General features: G+C 63.7%; 12 protein-coding genes. 1 reads left to right on the top strand and 11 read right to left on the bottom strand.

Translation table 11 applies throughout. From position 1 onward, the window contains the following. Positions 1 to 10: 10 nt before the first annotated feature. The 6 genes from MPZ60_RS11835 to MPZ60_RS11810 form a co-directional block, all read right to left on the bottom strand. Positions 11 to 1,168, bottom strand: a complete 1,158-nt coding sequence (locus tag MPZ60_RS11835) for an acyl-CoA dehydrogenase family protein (protein WP_034352480.1) — start codon at positions 1,166 to 1,168, stop codon at positions 11 to 13. A 14-nt stretch (positions 1,169 to 1,182) separates the two neighbouring features. Next, positions 1,183 to 2,175: a tripartite tricarboxylate transporter substrate binding protein gene (locus MPZ60_RS11830; protein WP_034352476.1), complete on the bottom strand. Its 993-nt coding sequence runs from the start codon at positions 2,173 to 2,175 to the stop codon at positions 1,183 to 1,185. A gap of 79 nt (positions 2,176 to 2,254) precedes the next feature. Continuing rightward, positions 2,255 to 2,764, bottom strand: a complete 510-nt coding sequence (locus tag MPZ60_RS11825) for a MaoC family dehydratase (protein WP_034352473.1) — start codon at positions 2,762 to 2,764, stop codon at positions 2,255 to 2,257. A 25-nt stretch (positions 2,765 to 2,789) separates the two neighbouring features. Further along, on the bottom strand, positions 2,790 to 4,019 hold the full coding sequence (locus MPZ60_RS11820; protein WP_034352470.1) for a CaiB/BaiF CoA-transferase family protein: 1,230 nt from the start codon (positions 4,017 to 4,019) through the stop codon (positions 2,790 to 2,792). Further along, on the bottom strand, positions 4,016 to 5,263 hold the full coding sequence (locus MPZ60_RS11815; protein WP_034352467.1) for a CaiB/BaiF CoA-transferase family protein: 1,248 nt from the start codon (positions 5,261 to 5,263) through the stop codon (positions 4,016 to 4,018). The genes MPZ60_RS11820 and MPZ60_RS11815 overlap by 4 nt, the downstream gene beginning before the upstream one ends. Beyond that, positions 5,260 to 6,246 (bottom strand): tripartite tricarboxylate transporter substrate binding protein, encoded by a 987-nt coding sequence (locus MPZ60_RS11810; protein WP_034352464.1) that lies wholly within the window; start codon positions 6,244 to 6,246, stop codon positions 5,260 to 5,262. The genes MPZ60_RS11815 and MPZ60_RS11810 overlap by 4 nt, the downstream gene beginning before the upstream one ends. A gap of 115 nt (positions 6,247 to 6,361) precedes the next feature. Here MPZ60_RS11810 and MPZ60_RS11805 point away from each other — a divergent pair, with 115 nt between their 5' ends. After that, the gene (locus MPZ60_RS11805) at positions 6,362 to 7,270 is read left to right on the top strand and encodes a LysR family transcriptional regulator (RefSeq protein ID WP_034352461.1); all 909 of its coding nucleotides are present in this window, start codon (positions 6,362 to 6,364) and stop codon (positions 7,268 to 7,270) included. A gap of 36 nt (positions 7,271 to 7,306) precedes the next feature. On the opposite strand, the gene dnaE is transcribed toward MPZ60_RS11805, so the two are convergent. From dnaE to MPZ60_RS11780, 5 genes are all read right to left on the bottom strand, one after another. Continuing rightward, positions 7,307 to 10,717 carry a DNA polymerase III subunit alpha gene (dnaE, locus tag MPZ60_RS11800; RefSeq protein WP_034352458.1) on the bottom strand — a complete coding sequence of 1,137 codons (3,411 nt, stop codon included), beginning with the start codon at positions 10,715 to 10,717 and terminating at the stop codon, positions 7,307 to 7,309. Then, entirely contained in the window at positions 10,710 to 12,218 is a 1,509-nt protein-coding gene (locus MPZ60_RS11795; RefSeq protein WP_034352455.1) for a hypothetical protein, read from the bottom strand. The genes dnaE and MPZ60_RS11795 overlap by 8 nt, the downstream gene beginning before the upstream one ends. 1 nt (position 12,219) lies before the next feature. Then, positions 12,220 to 13,143, bottom strand: coding sequence for a translesion DNA synthesis-associated protein ImuA (gene imuA / locus MPZ60_RS11790; RefSeq protein ID WP_052057573.1), 924 nt, complete (start codon positions 13,141 to 13,143; stop codon positions 12,220 to 12,222). Positions 13,144 to 13,426: 283 nt separating this feature from the next. After that, entirely contained in the window at positions 13,427 to 14,779 is a 1,353-nt protein-coding gene (locus MPZ60_RS11785) for an HD-GYP domain-containing protein (RefSeq protein ID WP_034352451.1), read from the bottom strand. Positions 14,780 to 14,976: 197 nt separating this feature from the next. Next, the gene (locus MPZ60_RS11780) at positions 14,977 to 15,615 is read right to left on the bottom strand and encodes a 3-oxoacid CoA-transferase subunit B (protein ID WP_012838252.1); all 639 of its coding nucleotides are present in this window, start codon (positions 15,613 to 15,615) and stop codon (positions 14,977 to 14,979) included. Positions 15,616 to 15,625 lie beyond the last annotated feature (10 nt).

Below are 15,625 nucleotides of genomic sequence, written 5' to 3'. Positions count from 1 at the left end.
TTGTCTCCGATCAGCGCAAACCCAGTCCACGAGCGATCATGCCGCGCAGAATGTCACGCGTGCCACCGCGCAAGGAAAACGAGGGAGAAGCTTCGGTGACGTATTTGAGCGTCAGCAGCAGCTCCACCGGAACATCCTCGACCGGTCGGGCAAACAGCTCCTCGGCAATGGCTGCCGGAATCATCTGCTCCAGTGTCGTGCCCAGCTCCTTGACCAGTGCGGCCTCCACAACAGGACTTGCTCCCTGGGTCAGCTTCTGCTGCACGGATACCGACATCGCGCGCAGCGGTGCCAGTTGCGTCAGCACCTTGCCCGCAAGCCGCATGCCGGACTCGGTGCGTCCCTGCGGCGTGCGTGCATACTGCAGCCATTGATCGAACAGCACGATGCTGGAGAAAAGGCGCTCCGGGCCGCTGCGCTCGAAAGCGAGTTCGGCGGTAACCTGTTCCCAGCCCTGACCTTCGGCACCGATCAGCGCATCGGCCGACAGTTGCACATTCTCGAAAAAAACCTCGCAGAAATGGCTGTCACCCGATAGATCCTGGATGGGACGCACCGTCACACCGGGCAATGTCAGGTCCACGATGACTTGCGACAAGCCCTTGTGACGGTCCTCGGCACTGCCGGAGGTTCGCACCAGAGCAATCATGTACTGGCAGTGATGCGCGTTGGTGGTCCAGATCTTCTGGCCATTGAGCAAGAAGCCCTGCTCGTTGGGAACCGCTCTAGTCCTCACACTTGCCAGATCCGAGCCTGCATTGGGCTCGCTCATGCCGATACAGAAAAACACCTCTCCCCGGCAGACTCTGGGAATGTAGAACTGCTTTTGTGCTTCTGTACCATATTTGAGGATCAGCGGCGCACTCTGGCGGTCGGCAATCCAGTGCGAACCCACAGGCGCACCGAAGTTCAGACACTCTTCAACCAGCACATAGCGGGCGAACGCACTGCGCTCGCCTCCACCATAAGCCTTGGGCAAGGTCATGCCGATCCAGCCCTTTTCACCCAGCTTGCGGCTGAGTGCCGGGTCATATCCGCTCCAGGATTTGGCACGGACATGCGCAGGAATGTCTTTGACCGCGTCCTGCAGAAAAGCACGCACCTCGGCGCGCAGTGCCTCGCCTTCCGGCGGGATGCCTGTCAGGCTCAGTCCATCGAGAATGGTCATCGTCTTGCTTTCTCTCAGTCCAGGGACACGCCCGTGCTTTTGACAACCCCTGCCCAGCGCTTGATTTCGCTCTGGATGTAGTCGCCATACGCTTTGGGCGTAGACCCCAGCGGCTCCGCACCCTGCACGCGCAGCTTCTCCAGCACTCCCGGATCCTTGAGCGCCTTCATCAGCTCGGCATTCAGGCGTTCCACGACCGCAACAGGTGTTTTGGCGGGCACCATCACGCCTTGCCAGGCTCCGGCCTCGAATCCGGTCATGCCGCTTTCGGCCAGCGTAGGCGCATTGGGGAAATTGGGAATCCGTGCGGCCGTGCTGACGGCCAGCAGCCGGAGCCTGCCGTCCTTGATGAAAGGCGCCACCGAATTGATGGTGTCGGTCATGAAATCTATCTGGCCAGCCACCAGGTCCACGTCGGCAGGGGCGCTGCCTTTGTAAGGCACATGACTTGCATCCAAGCTGTAGTGCTGCACCACCTGAAAAGCCGCCAGGTGCGTGACATTGCCGTTGCCAGCCGAGCCGTAGGAGAGCTTGCCTTTGTGCTCCTGCGCGTACTTCACGAGCTCCTGCACGGTGTTGGCAGGCACCTTGGGATTGACGACAAGCCCCAGTGGCACCACCGCCGTCAAGGCCACGGGGCGCAGATCCCTGGTCACGTCATAGCTCATCTTCTTGTAGAGCGACGAACTGAGTGCAATCGAGGAAGTGTTGTAGAGCACGGTGTAGCCGTCGGCCGGCGCCTTGGCCACCAGCGCATTGCCGATGTTGCCGTTGGCACCAGGCCGGTTGTCCACGATGACCGACTGCCCCAGTTGCTGGCCTACCTGCTGCGCCAGCACCCGCGCCACCATGTCTGTGGGACCGCCGGGCGGGAAAGGGACGATCAGCGTGATCGGGTTGCTGGGCCAGTTGTCCTGCGCCTGCGCCGCACCACAAACGGCCAGCGCGACAACGGCCGGCGCGGCAACGGCGAGCAGCGACAACCGACGTGAAAATCGATAACTCATCTTGTGTCTCCTGTAGTTTTCTCATCTCGGCGCACTGGAAAGTTCGCACCGGTGCAACGGCATCCGCGGCAGCGCGGACCTAAGCTTCACGGCCGGCCAGCAGGCGCACGGCGGTATAGACCATCACCTGCTGGTGACGCTGGTTGTAGACCTCGATCCGCGAACTCACTACTGCGCGACCGCCTTTGCTCGTTGGCTTGATGTCGATCACTTCGACCAGCGCCTCAATGGTGTCGCCCACCACCACAGGAGCCAGAATCTTCTGGTGCAACTCGAGCATGGCCAGGCCCGTACCCTGGATCATGCTTTGCAGGATGAAGCCTTCGATCAAGGTGTAGGTGAGTGCGCCCGGCACCGGGCGGCCCTGAATGGCACCGCCGTCATAGCCGTCCTCGATGAAGATCGCCTCGAGCATGCCCGTGGTGTTGATGAAGTTGACCAGATCGGTCTCGGTCACCGTACGGCGAAAGGTGCGCAGTTGCTGACCTACCCGCAGGTCCTGCCAGACAAAACCCTGGCCCATGCGCGGCGTGTCTGCCAGCGCTGCGGCACGGTTTTCAGTGGATGAAATCAAATTGCTCACGCTCATTCTGTCTCCGCTTCATGCTGTTTGTTCAGCAGTCCTTCGACTGCAAGGCCGCAATGCACGCGTCGTCCCAGCCTGCCTCGCGCAGCAATGCCTGCGTGTGCTCGCCCAGGCGCGGGGGCATGCCTATCGGTGGCTGGGTACCGTTGATACGCACGGACGAACGCGGAAATTTCACAACCCCCATCGCCGCGTCTTTCTTCTCGACAAAAAAGCCGGTGGCCTGCAAATGCGGGTCATGGGGCAGATCGTCCATGCGAGTCACCGGGGCGGCTGGAATCTCCAGCTCTTCGCAGCTGGCCAGCCAATAGGCAGTGTCCTTTTGCGCCACGTAGCCGCTCATCGTCTCCAGCAGCTCGGCGATGTGGCGGGTGCGCATCGCCTGGGTGGCAAAGCGCTGGTCCTGTGCCAGCTGGGGCTGGCCAACGGCTGCAAAGAAACGGCGCCAGTGCGCATCGGTGTAAGGCATCAGGCAGACATGGCCGTCCAGCGTCCTGTAGGGCTTGCGCCAGGGCGCCATCACGCGCGGATAGCCCGCGCCACTCTGCGCGGGTGTGAAATGCATGCCGTAGAAATGCTCCACCAGGTTGAAGCCCGCCATGGTTTCGTACATGGGCACTTCCACATAGCTGCCCGCGCCCCTGCGCTCGCGCTGGTAGAGCGCCGCCAGCACCGCATGCGCAGCCACCAGAGCGCAGGTCTTGTCGGCCGCAATCGTGGGCAGATAGCGGGCCTCGCCCGTCTGGCGCTGCATGAGATCGGCCAGGCCACTCATGCCCTGAATCACGTCGTCATATGCAGGCTGCCCGGCATAGGGGCCGTCTTCGCCAAAACCGTGCAGGCCCACATAGATGAGGCGCGGGTATTGCTTGCGCAGACTGTCCGGATCGAGCCCGAGCCTTGCCAGCTTTTGCGGGCGCATGCTGTGCATGAGCACATCGGCGCCCTGCAACAGCGCATGCAGCGCGGCCTGAGCCTGCTCTTGCTTGAGGTCCAGCACCACACTTTTCTTGCTGCGATTGGAGCCCATGAACATGGCCGCCATGCCCGGCTCCAGCGTCGGGCCGGTGTGGCGCGTGGAGTCGCCCTCCGGCGGCTCGATCTTGATCACCTCGGCACCGTAGTCGGCCAGCACCTGGCTGGCCATGGGGCCGAAAATCACGCTGGAAAGGTCCAGCACCCGCACCCCTGACAATGCCCCCAGGGCTTGGTCCTGGCACGCGATGCGCGTGTGCGTCAACGATTCCTGGCTGTTCATCCCAATACTCCGCTGTCCCGATAGGCCTGCATTTGCTGAGCAGACAGACCCAGATGGCGCTCCAGCAGTTCTTGTGTGTGCTGCCCCAGCTGGGGCGGTGCATGGCGGTAGGTCACCGGTGTGTCCGACAAACGGATGGGGCTGGCGACCAGCGGCACCTGGCCCGCCTTGGGGTGTGTCATGGCGATCTGAATGCCGCGAGCCCTGACCTGCGGATCCTCGAACACCTCACGCACCGTGTTGATGGGGCCGCAAGGCACGGCATGCTGCTCCAGCAGTTGCACCCAGGCCCTGGTGCTGCGTGTGAGCGTCACGCGGCGGATCATCTCCACCAGCTCGGCTCTATGGGCCAGCCGCGCCGCATTGCTGCTAAAGCGCTCGTCCTCGGCCCATTGGCTCCTGCCTGCCGCCTGGCAGAAGCGGGCAAACTGGCCGTCATTGCCCACGGCCAGGATCATGTGGCCGTCTTCGGTCGGGAACTCCTGGTAGGGCACCGTGTTCGGATGCGCGTTGCCCATGCGCTGAGGCACCTGATCCCCGTACAGATAGTTCATGCTCTGGTTGGCCAGGCAGGCCACGCCGACATCAAGCAAAGCCAGATCTATGTGCTGGCCGCGCCCCGTATGCTCGCGGGCCTGCAGGGCCGCCAGAATCGCCGTGCTGGCATATAGCCCGGTGAGGATGTCGGTCAGCGCCACGCCAACCTTCATGGGGCCGCCTCCGGGCTGGCCATCGGCGTGGCCCGAAATACTCATCAGCCCCCCCATGCCCTGAATCAGAAAGTCATAGCCCGCACGATGCGCATAGGGACCGTCCTGACCGAAGCCTGTGACCGAGCAGTAGACCAGACGCGGATTCAGGGCACTGAGGCTCGCGTAATCAAGCCCGTACTGCGCCAGACCGCCAGTCTTGAAGTTCTCGATCAGCACATCGCATCGGGCCGCCAGCTGACGCACGATCTCCTGCCCTTCGCCGCGGGTGAAGTCCACGGAAATCGACTGCTTGTTGCGGTTGGTGCACATATAGTAGGCCGACTCCCCCGTCGGCAGACCTTCGGGGTCGGCCACATAGGGCGGGCCCCAGGCACGCGTGTCGTCACCGCTGCCGGGCCTTTCCACCTTGATCACCTCGGCGCCCAGATCACCCAGGGTCTGTGCAGCCCAGGGGCCCGCCAATACCCGCGAAAGATCGAGCACCTTGATGTGCTGCAGCGCCTGTACCGGCCGGCTGTCATTGGCTTTCATTGCTGGGGAACCTTGGCCTTGACGACGATGCGCTTCCACAGCGCAATTTCGTTCTTTTGGAATTCATGCATCTGTGCCGGGCCGCCGGTCATGGGAATGGCCCCCAGACGCTCGTAGAAGGCACGGGTTTCATCCATCTTCGAGATGGCGGTGAAAAGCTCGGCGAGCCTGGCAGTCTCGGCGGCTGGTGTCTTGGCGCTCACCATGGCACCCACCCAGGTGTAGGCCTCGAATCCGGGCAGACCGGCCTCGGTGGCCGTGGGGATCTCGGGGGAGGTGCTCACGCGCTTGTCGGAGGCCACCGCCAGGATCTTGACGCGCCCTCCTCGGGCCAGTTCCTGGACTGCCGTGACTTCAGCGAAGGTGTAGTCCACCGTCCCTGAAGCGACGGCCGTGGTGGTCTCCCCTGCGCCCTTGAACGGGACATGCACGGTTTCGATCCTGGCAGCGTCGTTGAGCAGCTCGCCCATCAGCTGATAGCCTGCCGAGCCGGCCCCGAAATTCACCTTCCCCGGGTTGGCCCTGGCATGGCTGATCAGGCCCTTCAGGTCGGAGTAGGCCGCTTGGGGCGCGACGGCCAGCATGGCCGGCGAGCGCATCATCATGGTCAGCGGCGCAAAGTCCGTTAAGGGATCGTAGGGCAGATGCCTGAACAGCGCCGCATTGACCGCCAGCGTTGAATTGCTGCCGATGAACACGGTATAGCCGTCGGCGGGCGCCGACAGCACCTGCTTGACGGCGATGAAGCCGTTGGCTCCTGCCTTGTTTTCGACGACCACAGGCTGGCCCGTGAGCTCCTGCAGCTTGCGCCCGAAATAGCGCGCCGAGGTGTCGGTGCCGCTGCCCGGCCCGAAGGGCACGATGAGCTTGATCGGCTTGGCAGGAAAGCCCTGAGCCGGTGCCTGAGCCATGGAGGGCATGCCGGCGCCGAGCAGGCCGCAGCCCAGCAGTGCCGCCAGCAGGTATCTGCGTGCTTGTTTCAAGTTTGTCTCCTGATACGGAATTGCTGCCGTGTTTTTTCTTGTGAGCCCACTTTAGGCAGGCGTGAAATTAATGTCTAATATTAAAAATTTCGTTTCTGATATCGATTGAATATCAATGAATCTCAAGCAACTGCAGCAGTTCATTGCCCTGGCCGAAACCGGTAACTTTCACCGTGCCGCTGAGCAACTGCATATGGCCCAGCCGCCGCTGTCCATCTCGATTCGCAAGCTGGAAGAGGAGCTGGGCAGCGCCTTGTTCGATCGAACCAGTACCGGAGTCGTGCTGACGCCTGCCGGCAAGGCCATGCTGGAGAGCGCACGCGCCACCCTGTTTCATGCCGAGCAATGTCGCCAGGCTGTGCGCGATACCAGGGAAGGCGTGGGCGGCCTGATACGGCTGGGCTTTGTCGGTTCAGCCACCTACGAACTGCTGCCGCGCCTGATTCCCTCGTTTCGCGAGCGCTACCCCAAGGTCGGGCTGGAGTTCTACGAAGCGACCAGCGCCGAAATCCTCGAAGGGCTGGCAAGCCGGCGCTTCGATGCCGGCCTGCTGCGCTACCCCGTGCTAGAACTCGATGAGCGCATCGCGCTCACGCCGCTGGATCAGGACGAGTTCGTGCTGGCCGTCTCGGACAACAGTCCCCTGGCGCAGCGCGACGCCATTGCCCTGTCCGAGGCAGCGCATGAGCCTTTTGTGATGTATCCGCAGGACACGGTCCCCAGCCTCGCCGCGCTGGCCAAGCTACGCTGCCAGCAATCGGGCTTCACCCCGCGCATCGCCCAGGAGGCCATGCAGGTGCAGACCATCATGAGCCTGGTGGCTTCCGGCCTGGGCGTGGGTCTGGTCGCAGGCGTATCGCACCTTGTTCAGCCACGCGGCGTGAAATGCCTGTCCCTGCTGGACAACCCGCCCGGATTTCATGTGGGCATAGCACTGGTGCATTCGACCGTACCGGGCAGCCGGGCCGTGGAAAAGCTCATTGAACATGCGCTGCAGCATGCCAAGCTGCCGGCCGCGCTCTGAATTCGCAGCGGCCAGCGCGCACCGGCCTGGGCGGGCTCAATGAAAATCCCGGCTGTTCAGCCCGACCTCGGCAAACCGCCCCAGCCAGCGGGTCACATCCCTGGCCTTCATCACGACCAGATGGCGAACCGCAGGTTCATCCCCTTTCTTGGCCGCAGGCATATCCCCTGCTGATTCCGGCGTCTCCAGTTGCGGGGCCGTGCTGCGCTGCCAGATGCCCTCCACGGCCAGCAGACGCGAGGCCAGCAACGCAGAGCGCCAGCGGGCAAAGGTCTGACTCCAGACCACCAGGTTGATGACGCCGGTTTCGTCTTCCAGCGTGATGAACAGCGTGCCGTTGGCAGTAGGCGGACGCTGGCGCACGGTAACAATGCCGCAGGCGCGGACCTTCTGGCCTGGCAGCATATGACGCAGCTCGGCTGCGGTCTTCAGCCCATAGCGCGCCAGCCTGGGACGCAGCAAGGCCAGCGGGTGGCGGCGCAGGCTCAGACCGGTGGCGGCATAGTCGAACATGATTTCCTCGCCCTCGGCGGCCTGGGGCAGCTCAAGCCTCGGCTCATGAATCGCAGCTTGGGCAAAGATGGGTGGCAGGCTGGCCTGCGCAGCAGCATCCCACATCTGCTGGCGACGGTGACCGGCCAGGCTGCGCAGCGCATCCGCTGCGGCCAGAGCTTCCATATCCGCCTTGTCCAGCCGGGCTCGGATGACCAGATCGCTCACGTCCTTCCACGGAGCCTGCGCAGCTTCCCCCTCGATTCGCAGCGCTGCGGCCTTGCCCAGCCTGGCAACCCGGTTCAGCCCCAGGCGCACGGCCGGCTGGGGCTGGGCCACGCCGCGCATGGCTTGCAGAGGGGCTTCGAGCGTGCAATGCCAGTGGCTATGACAGACATCGACGGGCAGCACGCGCACGCCATGGCGGCGCGCATCCTGCACCAGCTGGGACGGCGAATAAAAACCCATGGGCTGGGCATTGAGCAGCGCCTGCAGAAAGATGGCTGGCTCATGGCGCTTGAGCCAGGCGCTCGCATAGGCCAGCAGCGCAAAACTGCAGGCATGACTTTCGGGGAAGCCATATTCGCCAAACCCCAGCATCTGCGCAAAGATGGCGTTGGCAAATGCGGGGCTATATTCCTTGGCCAGCATGCCGCCGACAAGCTCGTCTCGGAAGCGATGCACCCCGCCCTTTCGCTTCCAGGCGGCCATGGAGCGGCGCAACTCGTCCGCCCTGCCCGGCGAAAAGCCCGCGGCATCGATGGCGATCTGCATCACCTGCTCCTGGAAAATGGGCACACCCAAGGTACGCTTGAGCGCATTTGCAAGCTCCGGCTTCTCAAGCTTGAGCGGCAGCTTGCGGCGTTCACGCTCACGTGCCAGCAGATAGGGATGGACCATGCCGCCCTGAATCGGGCCGGGGCGCACGATGGCAACCTCGACCACCAAGTCATAGAAAGTGCGCGGCTGCAGGCGCGGCAGCATGCTCATCTGGGCGCGGCTTTCGATCTGGAAAGTACCCACGGTATCGGCCTGGCAAATCATCTCGTAGGTCGCAGCATCCTCCTGCGGAATCTGGTGCAGCCCCCATGGCTCGCCACGCCAGCGGGCACGCTCGTTCAAGGCATTGCGCAACATGGTGAGCATGCCCAGAGCCAGCACATCGACCTTGAGCAGGCCCACGACATCGAGATCGTCCTTGTCCCACTGTATGACGGAGCGCTTGGCCATCGTGGCGGGCTCCACGGGCACCAGGCGCGTGAGCTTGCCCTCGGTCAGCACAAAGCCGCCCACATGCTGGCTGAGGTGGCGCGGGCTGTCCTTGAGCTGCCAGGCCAGCTCTATCCAGAGGCGCAGCCGATGCGCGCCCACTGCGCAATTCATTTCGCGTGCCAGCACCTCGGCTTCCTGGAGCTTGCGCTGCCCCCAGTCTTCGGGCAGTGCTTCGGGCGCCTGGTCCTCCTCTGCCGAATCGGCCGCCTCTGCATGCGTCTGTGCTTGCGCCTGGGCATGCTCGCTGAACCAATACTGCCCCTTGGCCAGGGCATCGATCAGATCGGCAGGCAGGCCCAGCGCCTTGCCCACATCGCGCAGCGCGCTACGGCTGCGCCAGCAACTGACCACGGCCGTGAGCGCGGCGCGGTCGCGCCCGTATTTGTCGTAGATGTACTGGATGACCTCTTCACGCCGCGCATGCTCGAAGTCCACATCGATATCGGGCGGCTCGCTGCGCTCCTTGCTGATAAAGCGCTCGAACAGCAGATTGTTGTTTTCCGGATCTACCGCCGTAATGCCCAGGCAGTAGCAGACCGCAGAATTGGCCGCCGATCCGCGCCCCTGACACAGAATGCCGACGCTGCGCGCATAGCGCACGATGTCATGCACGGTGAGAAAGTACATCTCGTACTTCTGATCCTCGATCAGCGCCAGCTCTTTGTGCAGTTGATCGTGCACGTCCTCGGGAATGCCCTGGGGATAGCGTCCCGCCGCGCCCTCCCAGGTCAGCCAAGCCAGGGTCTGCGTGGCCGTCATCTCGGGCAGCACGCTCTCCTGAGGATAGTGGTAGCGGATCTCGTCCAGGCTGAAGCTGCAGCGCCCGGCCAGCTCCAGCGTCGCCTCCAGCATGGCCCTGGGATAGAGCGAGGCCAGCCGCAGACGCGAGCGCAGATGTCGCTCGGCATTGGGCTGCAGTGCAAAGCCGCATTCGGCCACGGTGCGCCCCAGGCGTATCGCCGTGACCACATCCTGCAGCGGCTTGCGCGAGCGTGCATGCATATGGACATCGCCGCAGGCCAGCAGCGGCAGACCCAGCGCCGCGCCCGCCTGCTGCAAGGTCTGCAGCCACAGGCTGTCGTCGGGCGCCAGATGCAGCTCCACGCCCAGCCACAGGTTATTTGTCGAAAAATGCGCTGAAACGTTTTCCAGAAGAGCGGTTACAGCTATCAAATCCGATGCATCGAGCTGCTCGCGCTGCGGCAGCAGCAGGCATTCGCAGCCTTGCTGCAGCAGCTTCCAGGGACTGGATTCATCAACCAGATAGTCGCCCTTGCCTGAGCGGCTGCGTGCAGCGGTGATGAATTCACAGAGATTGCCCCAACCTTGCAAATCACGCACCAGCACCACGATCCTGAACGAGCCCCAGGCGAATTCGCTGCCATGGATCAGGTGCAAGTCGCAGTCCCGCGCCGCCTCATGGGCGCGCACGGCACCGGCCACCGAACACTCGTCGGTCAGCGCCAGCGCCGCATAGCCCAGGCTTTTGGCCCGGTGCACCAGCTCGGCAGGCGATGAAGCACCGCGCAGAAAACTGAAATTCGAGAGGCAATGCAACTCGGCATAGGCCAGCGGCCCTCTGCCCATGCCCTGAGCCACGGGGCTGGCCGGTATGGCGACAGGCGGCGGCCCTGCGAGGCGCAGTGCGGCAGCGGGCGGCTCGACCAGGATCTGCTCAGCCATACACGCCTTGCGCAAACCAGCTGGCGGGGCTGGCTGTCATGCTCATCAGGTGTTCGCTACGGGCCCGCTCGCGGTAAATCCAGACATGGCCGACCACGGCGTTATAGGCCACGAAATAGTCACGCACGGCCAAGCCGACCGGCGCGCCGGTCTGGGCATCGGCAAACGCATCGCCAGCCGCATCCCACCAGCCGGACTCCAGCCTGTAGGGCCCGGCCTTGAGCTGCAGTGGCCCATGCCATTGGGGACGATTGTTCTGCACGGGCAAGGCCTGGGGCTGGGGCAGCAGCCAGGGCGGCCACAGGGCTTGCCAGGAGTCGGCACAGCCGGGCTGACGGCGTGGCCTGAAGCCGGCTCCCGCCTCGGCCCTGGCGCTAGCCCTGGTGCCGCCTGGCTTCTGGCTCTGCAGCAGCTTCGCCGCAGCTTGCCAGCACTGCATCTGCTCGGGCCGGTGATCGGCCCGCGGCTGCACCATTTGTACGGCTTCCTCACCCCTGCGGGCGCTCAGGCGTTCCACCCATTCATGCCAGGCCAGACTGTCCGACGGGCTCTGGCCCTGAGCGGCAGGCAGGCAGCTCAGCGGCTCGGCCGCCCAGGGAACCGTCTCCAGCGCCTGCAACTCCAGCATGTCCACGGGGGCGCGCCAGCGCTGCTGGCCCAGGTGCTCACGCAACAGGCGCTGCAAATGCGCCATGCCCTGCGTGGGCTGAGCCGTGCGGATGACAAGCGCTCCCCAAGCCGGCAGCTCCTGGCCGTCGATACGGCGCAGATCATGGTGCCAGCGCAATCGCAGCGCCAGCACCGCATGGTGACGGGCCTGCAACCAGGACTGCAGCGCGCGCAACAGCGGCTGCGCGGCATGGAGCACGGCATCGGCATGGTGAGCCGGGTAACCCAGGTCGTGGCGCAGCAGGAATTGCTGGGGCAGTTGCAGCCAGTCAAGCGGCTGGGGCAGCAGACCATAGGCCTCGTCGAGCGCACGCAAGGCCTTGGCTCCAATGCGGCGCGACAGCCCCGCGCGCGGCAATGCTCGCACATCGCCCCAGCTGCGGCAACCCAGGCGCAGCAGCACGGAGCTGTGCTGCTCCAGGGCGCTCAGCGTCCATAGCGGCAGCGCATCGGCATGCAGCGATGACTCGGACATGGACAGGGAAACAGGGACGGAGCCGCAAGGCCGGGCCTGCTGCAGCCGCAGCCGTGCCAAAGCCTGCCAGGCCGTGCCGCCCTGGCCGCGCAGCGGCTGCAATGCCGCATCGCCGCCCCCGGACTCCGGGGGGCCAGCCTGACAAGCTTGCGCAAAAGCACTGTCCAGCCGCGCCAGCAAGACCTCGGCTCCGCCCCAAAGACGCTGCACCAGGCTGGTCTCCATGAGCAAGGCGTCTTCGAGCAAGGCCACACGCGGCGAAAACTCCAGCGCCCACCAGCAGGCACTCTCGGGCACCGGGCTTGACTCGCTCAGGCAGGCCAGAGGCCAGGCCATCCAGTGCTCTGCACTGCCCATCTCATGCCTCCGTCATCCAAGGCGAGGCCGTTGCAGGAGCGGCGACTGTCATGCGCCCTTGCATGAGCATGGCAGCCTCCTCGCTCTGGCGCACATGTCTTTGGGCCTGCGCCTGCAGCACGGGCTGCCAGGCCCACTGCGAAAGCGCGAGCTGTATGGGGCGCTCCAGCAAAGGCCCACGGCGCTTCAGTATCTGTATCCGCAAACCCGGCGCCTGCTGAGCAGCGAAGACTGTCGTAGCTCTCTCCAGTCTCAACCGCAATGCGGCGGGGGAGCTGCGCGACTCGGCCTGCAGCTCCTGCCATAGCCACAGAGGCCGGCCCTGCGAAGCGGCGGCCAGCTGCAAGCGGCGCAGCGTGGACGCGGGAAGTTCGGGCAACCAGGCCAGCACCGCCAGCACATCCCGGCAATGCAGAGCCTGCTCGCAGGCCCAGGCCAGATCCTGGGCACTGCGCCCCGGCTGCACCGCGCACAGCCGCTTGGCGTCAATACCGGCGGCCTGCAATGCCGGGGCAAAAGGCAGATAGGGTGGAGCCACCAGCACCAGTTGGCCCAGCCCTGAATCCGCGCGTGAAGCCGCATGCTGCCGGACACGGGCGGCCAGCGCGGGCAACAGCAAGGCCCACTCCGCATGGCAGTGCGCTGGTTGCTGCAGCTGAATCAAGGCATTGCCGGGCCAGCCGCCGCCCGGCAGCTCGGCATCCAGCGCAGCATGCCCGCTGGGCCAGACCTGAGAGCCGGCGCCCGCCTGCCAGTCCGTGCCGCGCCAGACACCGGGAATCTGTATGGCGGACAAAGGCGGGCTGCCCGCAGCGGGCAGACCCGGCCGCACGCCCTGCTCTGCACCTGTTTGCTGCCGGACAGACTCCGTCATGCCGGGCGGTGAGCCAGGATGGGCCAAGGATGTCAGGGGCTGGGTATGCATGCGAAAGCTCTTGATTACTGTACAAATATACAGTTATCCAAGTTTCCGCGCAAAACAAGACCTTAATATCGGCAGCAGATACAGTCGACCCTTGTAGATCGGACGTCGTGCGCTATCAAAAATACTTTTTCAGGATAGCGCAAGCAGACGCAGCAAAGCATGCCGCGCTGCGGCGTGATGCACAGAATTTTGAAGAAATACCGGTTTAGCGCCTGTCAATCAAGCGCCTGCCGCTATCAAACTTGAGGCCAGCCGTCCTGGGCAAAACTCGCAGTCAATGTCCTCAATTGAGCGACTGCCTGTCGGCATTCATGGCCGAGCTGCGGCCTGCCTGCGGCATCAACTGAGCACAGGCCTCACACCATTCGGCCACGGCGACTTCCAGCGTGGAGCCGCCCTGCCCCAGCGTGGGCCAGCGGCGCAGGCAGTCGTTCATGATGGCCTGCAACTGCCACAGGGCCTCGCGGTTGACCAGGGCCAGCTCACTCATGCCCAAGGCGTCGTCCTTGAAATAGCTCAGCACGTCCAGCTGCTGGCTGGGGTGAGAGCCTGCCTCGGCCAGCTGTTTCTGCAGTTGCGCAAGACTAGCTTCCACGGCCACCGCCGCCTGCGCATCGGGCATTTGCTGCCAGTGCTCGGGAAAGTCGCGCCTGAGTTCGCTCCATTTGCGCAGCGCAGCCTCCAGAGCCGCAATACTGTGGGAGAACTCGGCCTGCAGCGGCGCCAGTGGCTTGCCGGGACTGATTTCGTCGTAGAGCAGCGGCAGAATCAGGTGCACCAGATCGGCCGGATAGCTCTTGTGGTTCATGCGCAGCATGAGCGACAGGCGCTGGCCCGGCATGTCGGTGAATTTCTCGAAGAAGGCCGAGACCACCTCGGCCAGCAACAGCACCTGACCCATGGGCGAAATGGCGTTGCCCTTGATGCCGCGCGGATAGCCGGAACCATCCATGCGCTCATGGTGCTCGAGCACGGCGATTTCCACGGCGCGCGAATACAGTTCGGTACTGCGCACCACCAGCATGGCGGTGACGGAATGCGCGACCAGATGCTTGCGTTCCTCGCCGCTCAAGCGATGGTCCGGGTCGGTCCAGACCGGGTCCATATAGAGCATGCCTACATCGTGCAGCAGCGCGGCCGTGGCCAGCGGCACGCATTCGCGCTCGGTCCAGCCGTTCTTGAGCGCCAGAAAGATCGCCACCAGCGTCATCTGCAGGCTGTGCTGGTAGAGGTCGCTACGCTGCTCGCGCATGACGGTGAGCTTGAAGGCAATGGCCTGGGGCAGCAGCAGACTCTTGAGCGGCGCCAGCAGACGCTCGATATCGCCGATGGACGCCACCATGCGATGCAGCAGATCGACCTGTTCGCATTGCTGGCGCGCCAGAGCGACCAGGGATGTCACGTCGACCAGGTCGCCCGTGATCAGGTTGGCATCGATCGGGTCACGCAGCTTGTGCATGACCAGACGGTCATAGAGACGACTGTCAACACGTGTGCCTTTGTCCACCAGTTTCATGCCCTTATCGGTATAGATTGCATCGCCTGTCATGACCTCCGTATGCTCGGCCATATCGGTGACTGCGCGCAAAAAATGTACATCGGTCTCGTGCCCTTGCGCACCAGCGTTCTCACTCATCAAAGCGCTCTGTTTCTGTCTGCTCAATCAAACTCGATTGTTGCAGATTGCAATAATTTGTGGGCCACAATTAAAGCAAAAACAGCTTGCATCGCTTGCCCTATCGACCCCGATAGCTATTAATTCTGCCAATGCTGCAGAAAAAGGCGCAAAAAAAGAACCGCCGCAGCGGTTCTTGCCCGTGAGCGCAGCGCCGCTTATTTCAGCAGCGTCACACCCGTCTTGGACTGGATCTCGTCAAAGCTCACGCCATCGGCCAGCTCCACCAGCTTCAAGCCTTCGGGGGTCACGTCCATCACGCCCAGATCGGTGATGATCCGATCCACCACGCCCAGACCCGTCAGCGGCAGGGTGCAGCTGGGCAGGATCTTCAGGTCGGTCGTGCCGTCCTTTTTCTTGGCCACATGCTCCATGAGCACGATGACGCGCTTGACGCCCGCCACCAGGTCCATGGCTCCGCCCATGCCCTTGACCATCTTGCCGGGAATCATCCAGTTGGCCAGATCGCCTTTTTCGGACACCTGCATGGCGCCCAGAATGGACAGATTGATCTTGCCGCCGCGAATCATGGCAAACGACTGATCAGAGCCGAAAATGGCCGAACCGGGAAGCGTGGTCACGGTCTGCTTGCCGGCGTTGATCAGGTCGGCGTCGACCTGGTCTTCGGTCGGGAAGGGGCCGATGCCCAGCATGCCGTTCTCGGACTGCAGCCACACTTCCTTGTCACCCGTGTGGTTGGCCACCAGCGTGGGAATGCCGATACCGAGGTTGACGTAGAAACCGTCTTCGAGTTCTTGGGCCGCGCGCGCGGCCATCTGGTCTTGGGTCCAGGGCATAAGAGCCTCC

The organism is Comamonas sp. 7D-2 (assembly GCF_022749555.1).
GTDB lineage: Bacteria > Pseudomonadota > Gammaproteobacteria > Burkholderiales > Burkholderiaceae_C > Comamonas > Comamonas thiooxydans.
The sequence above is the reverse complement of the archived record's forward strand: the minus strand, read 5'-3'. Positions and strand labels throughout refer to the sequence as shown.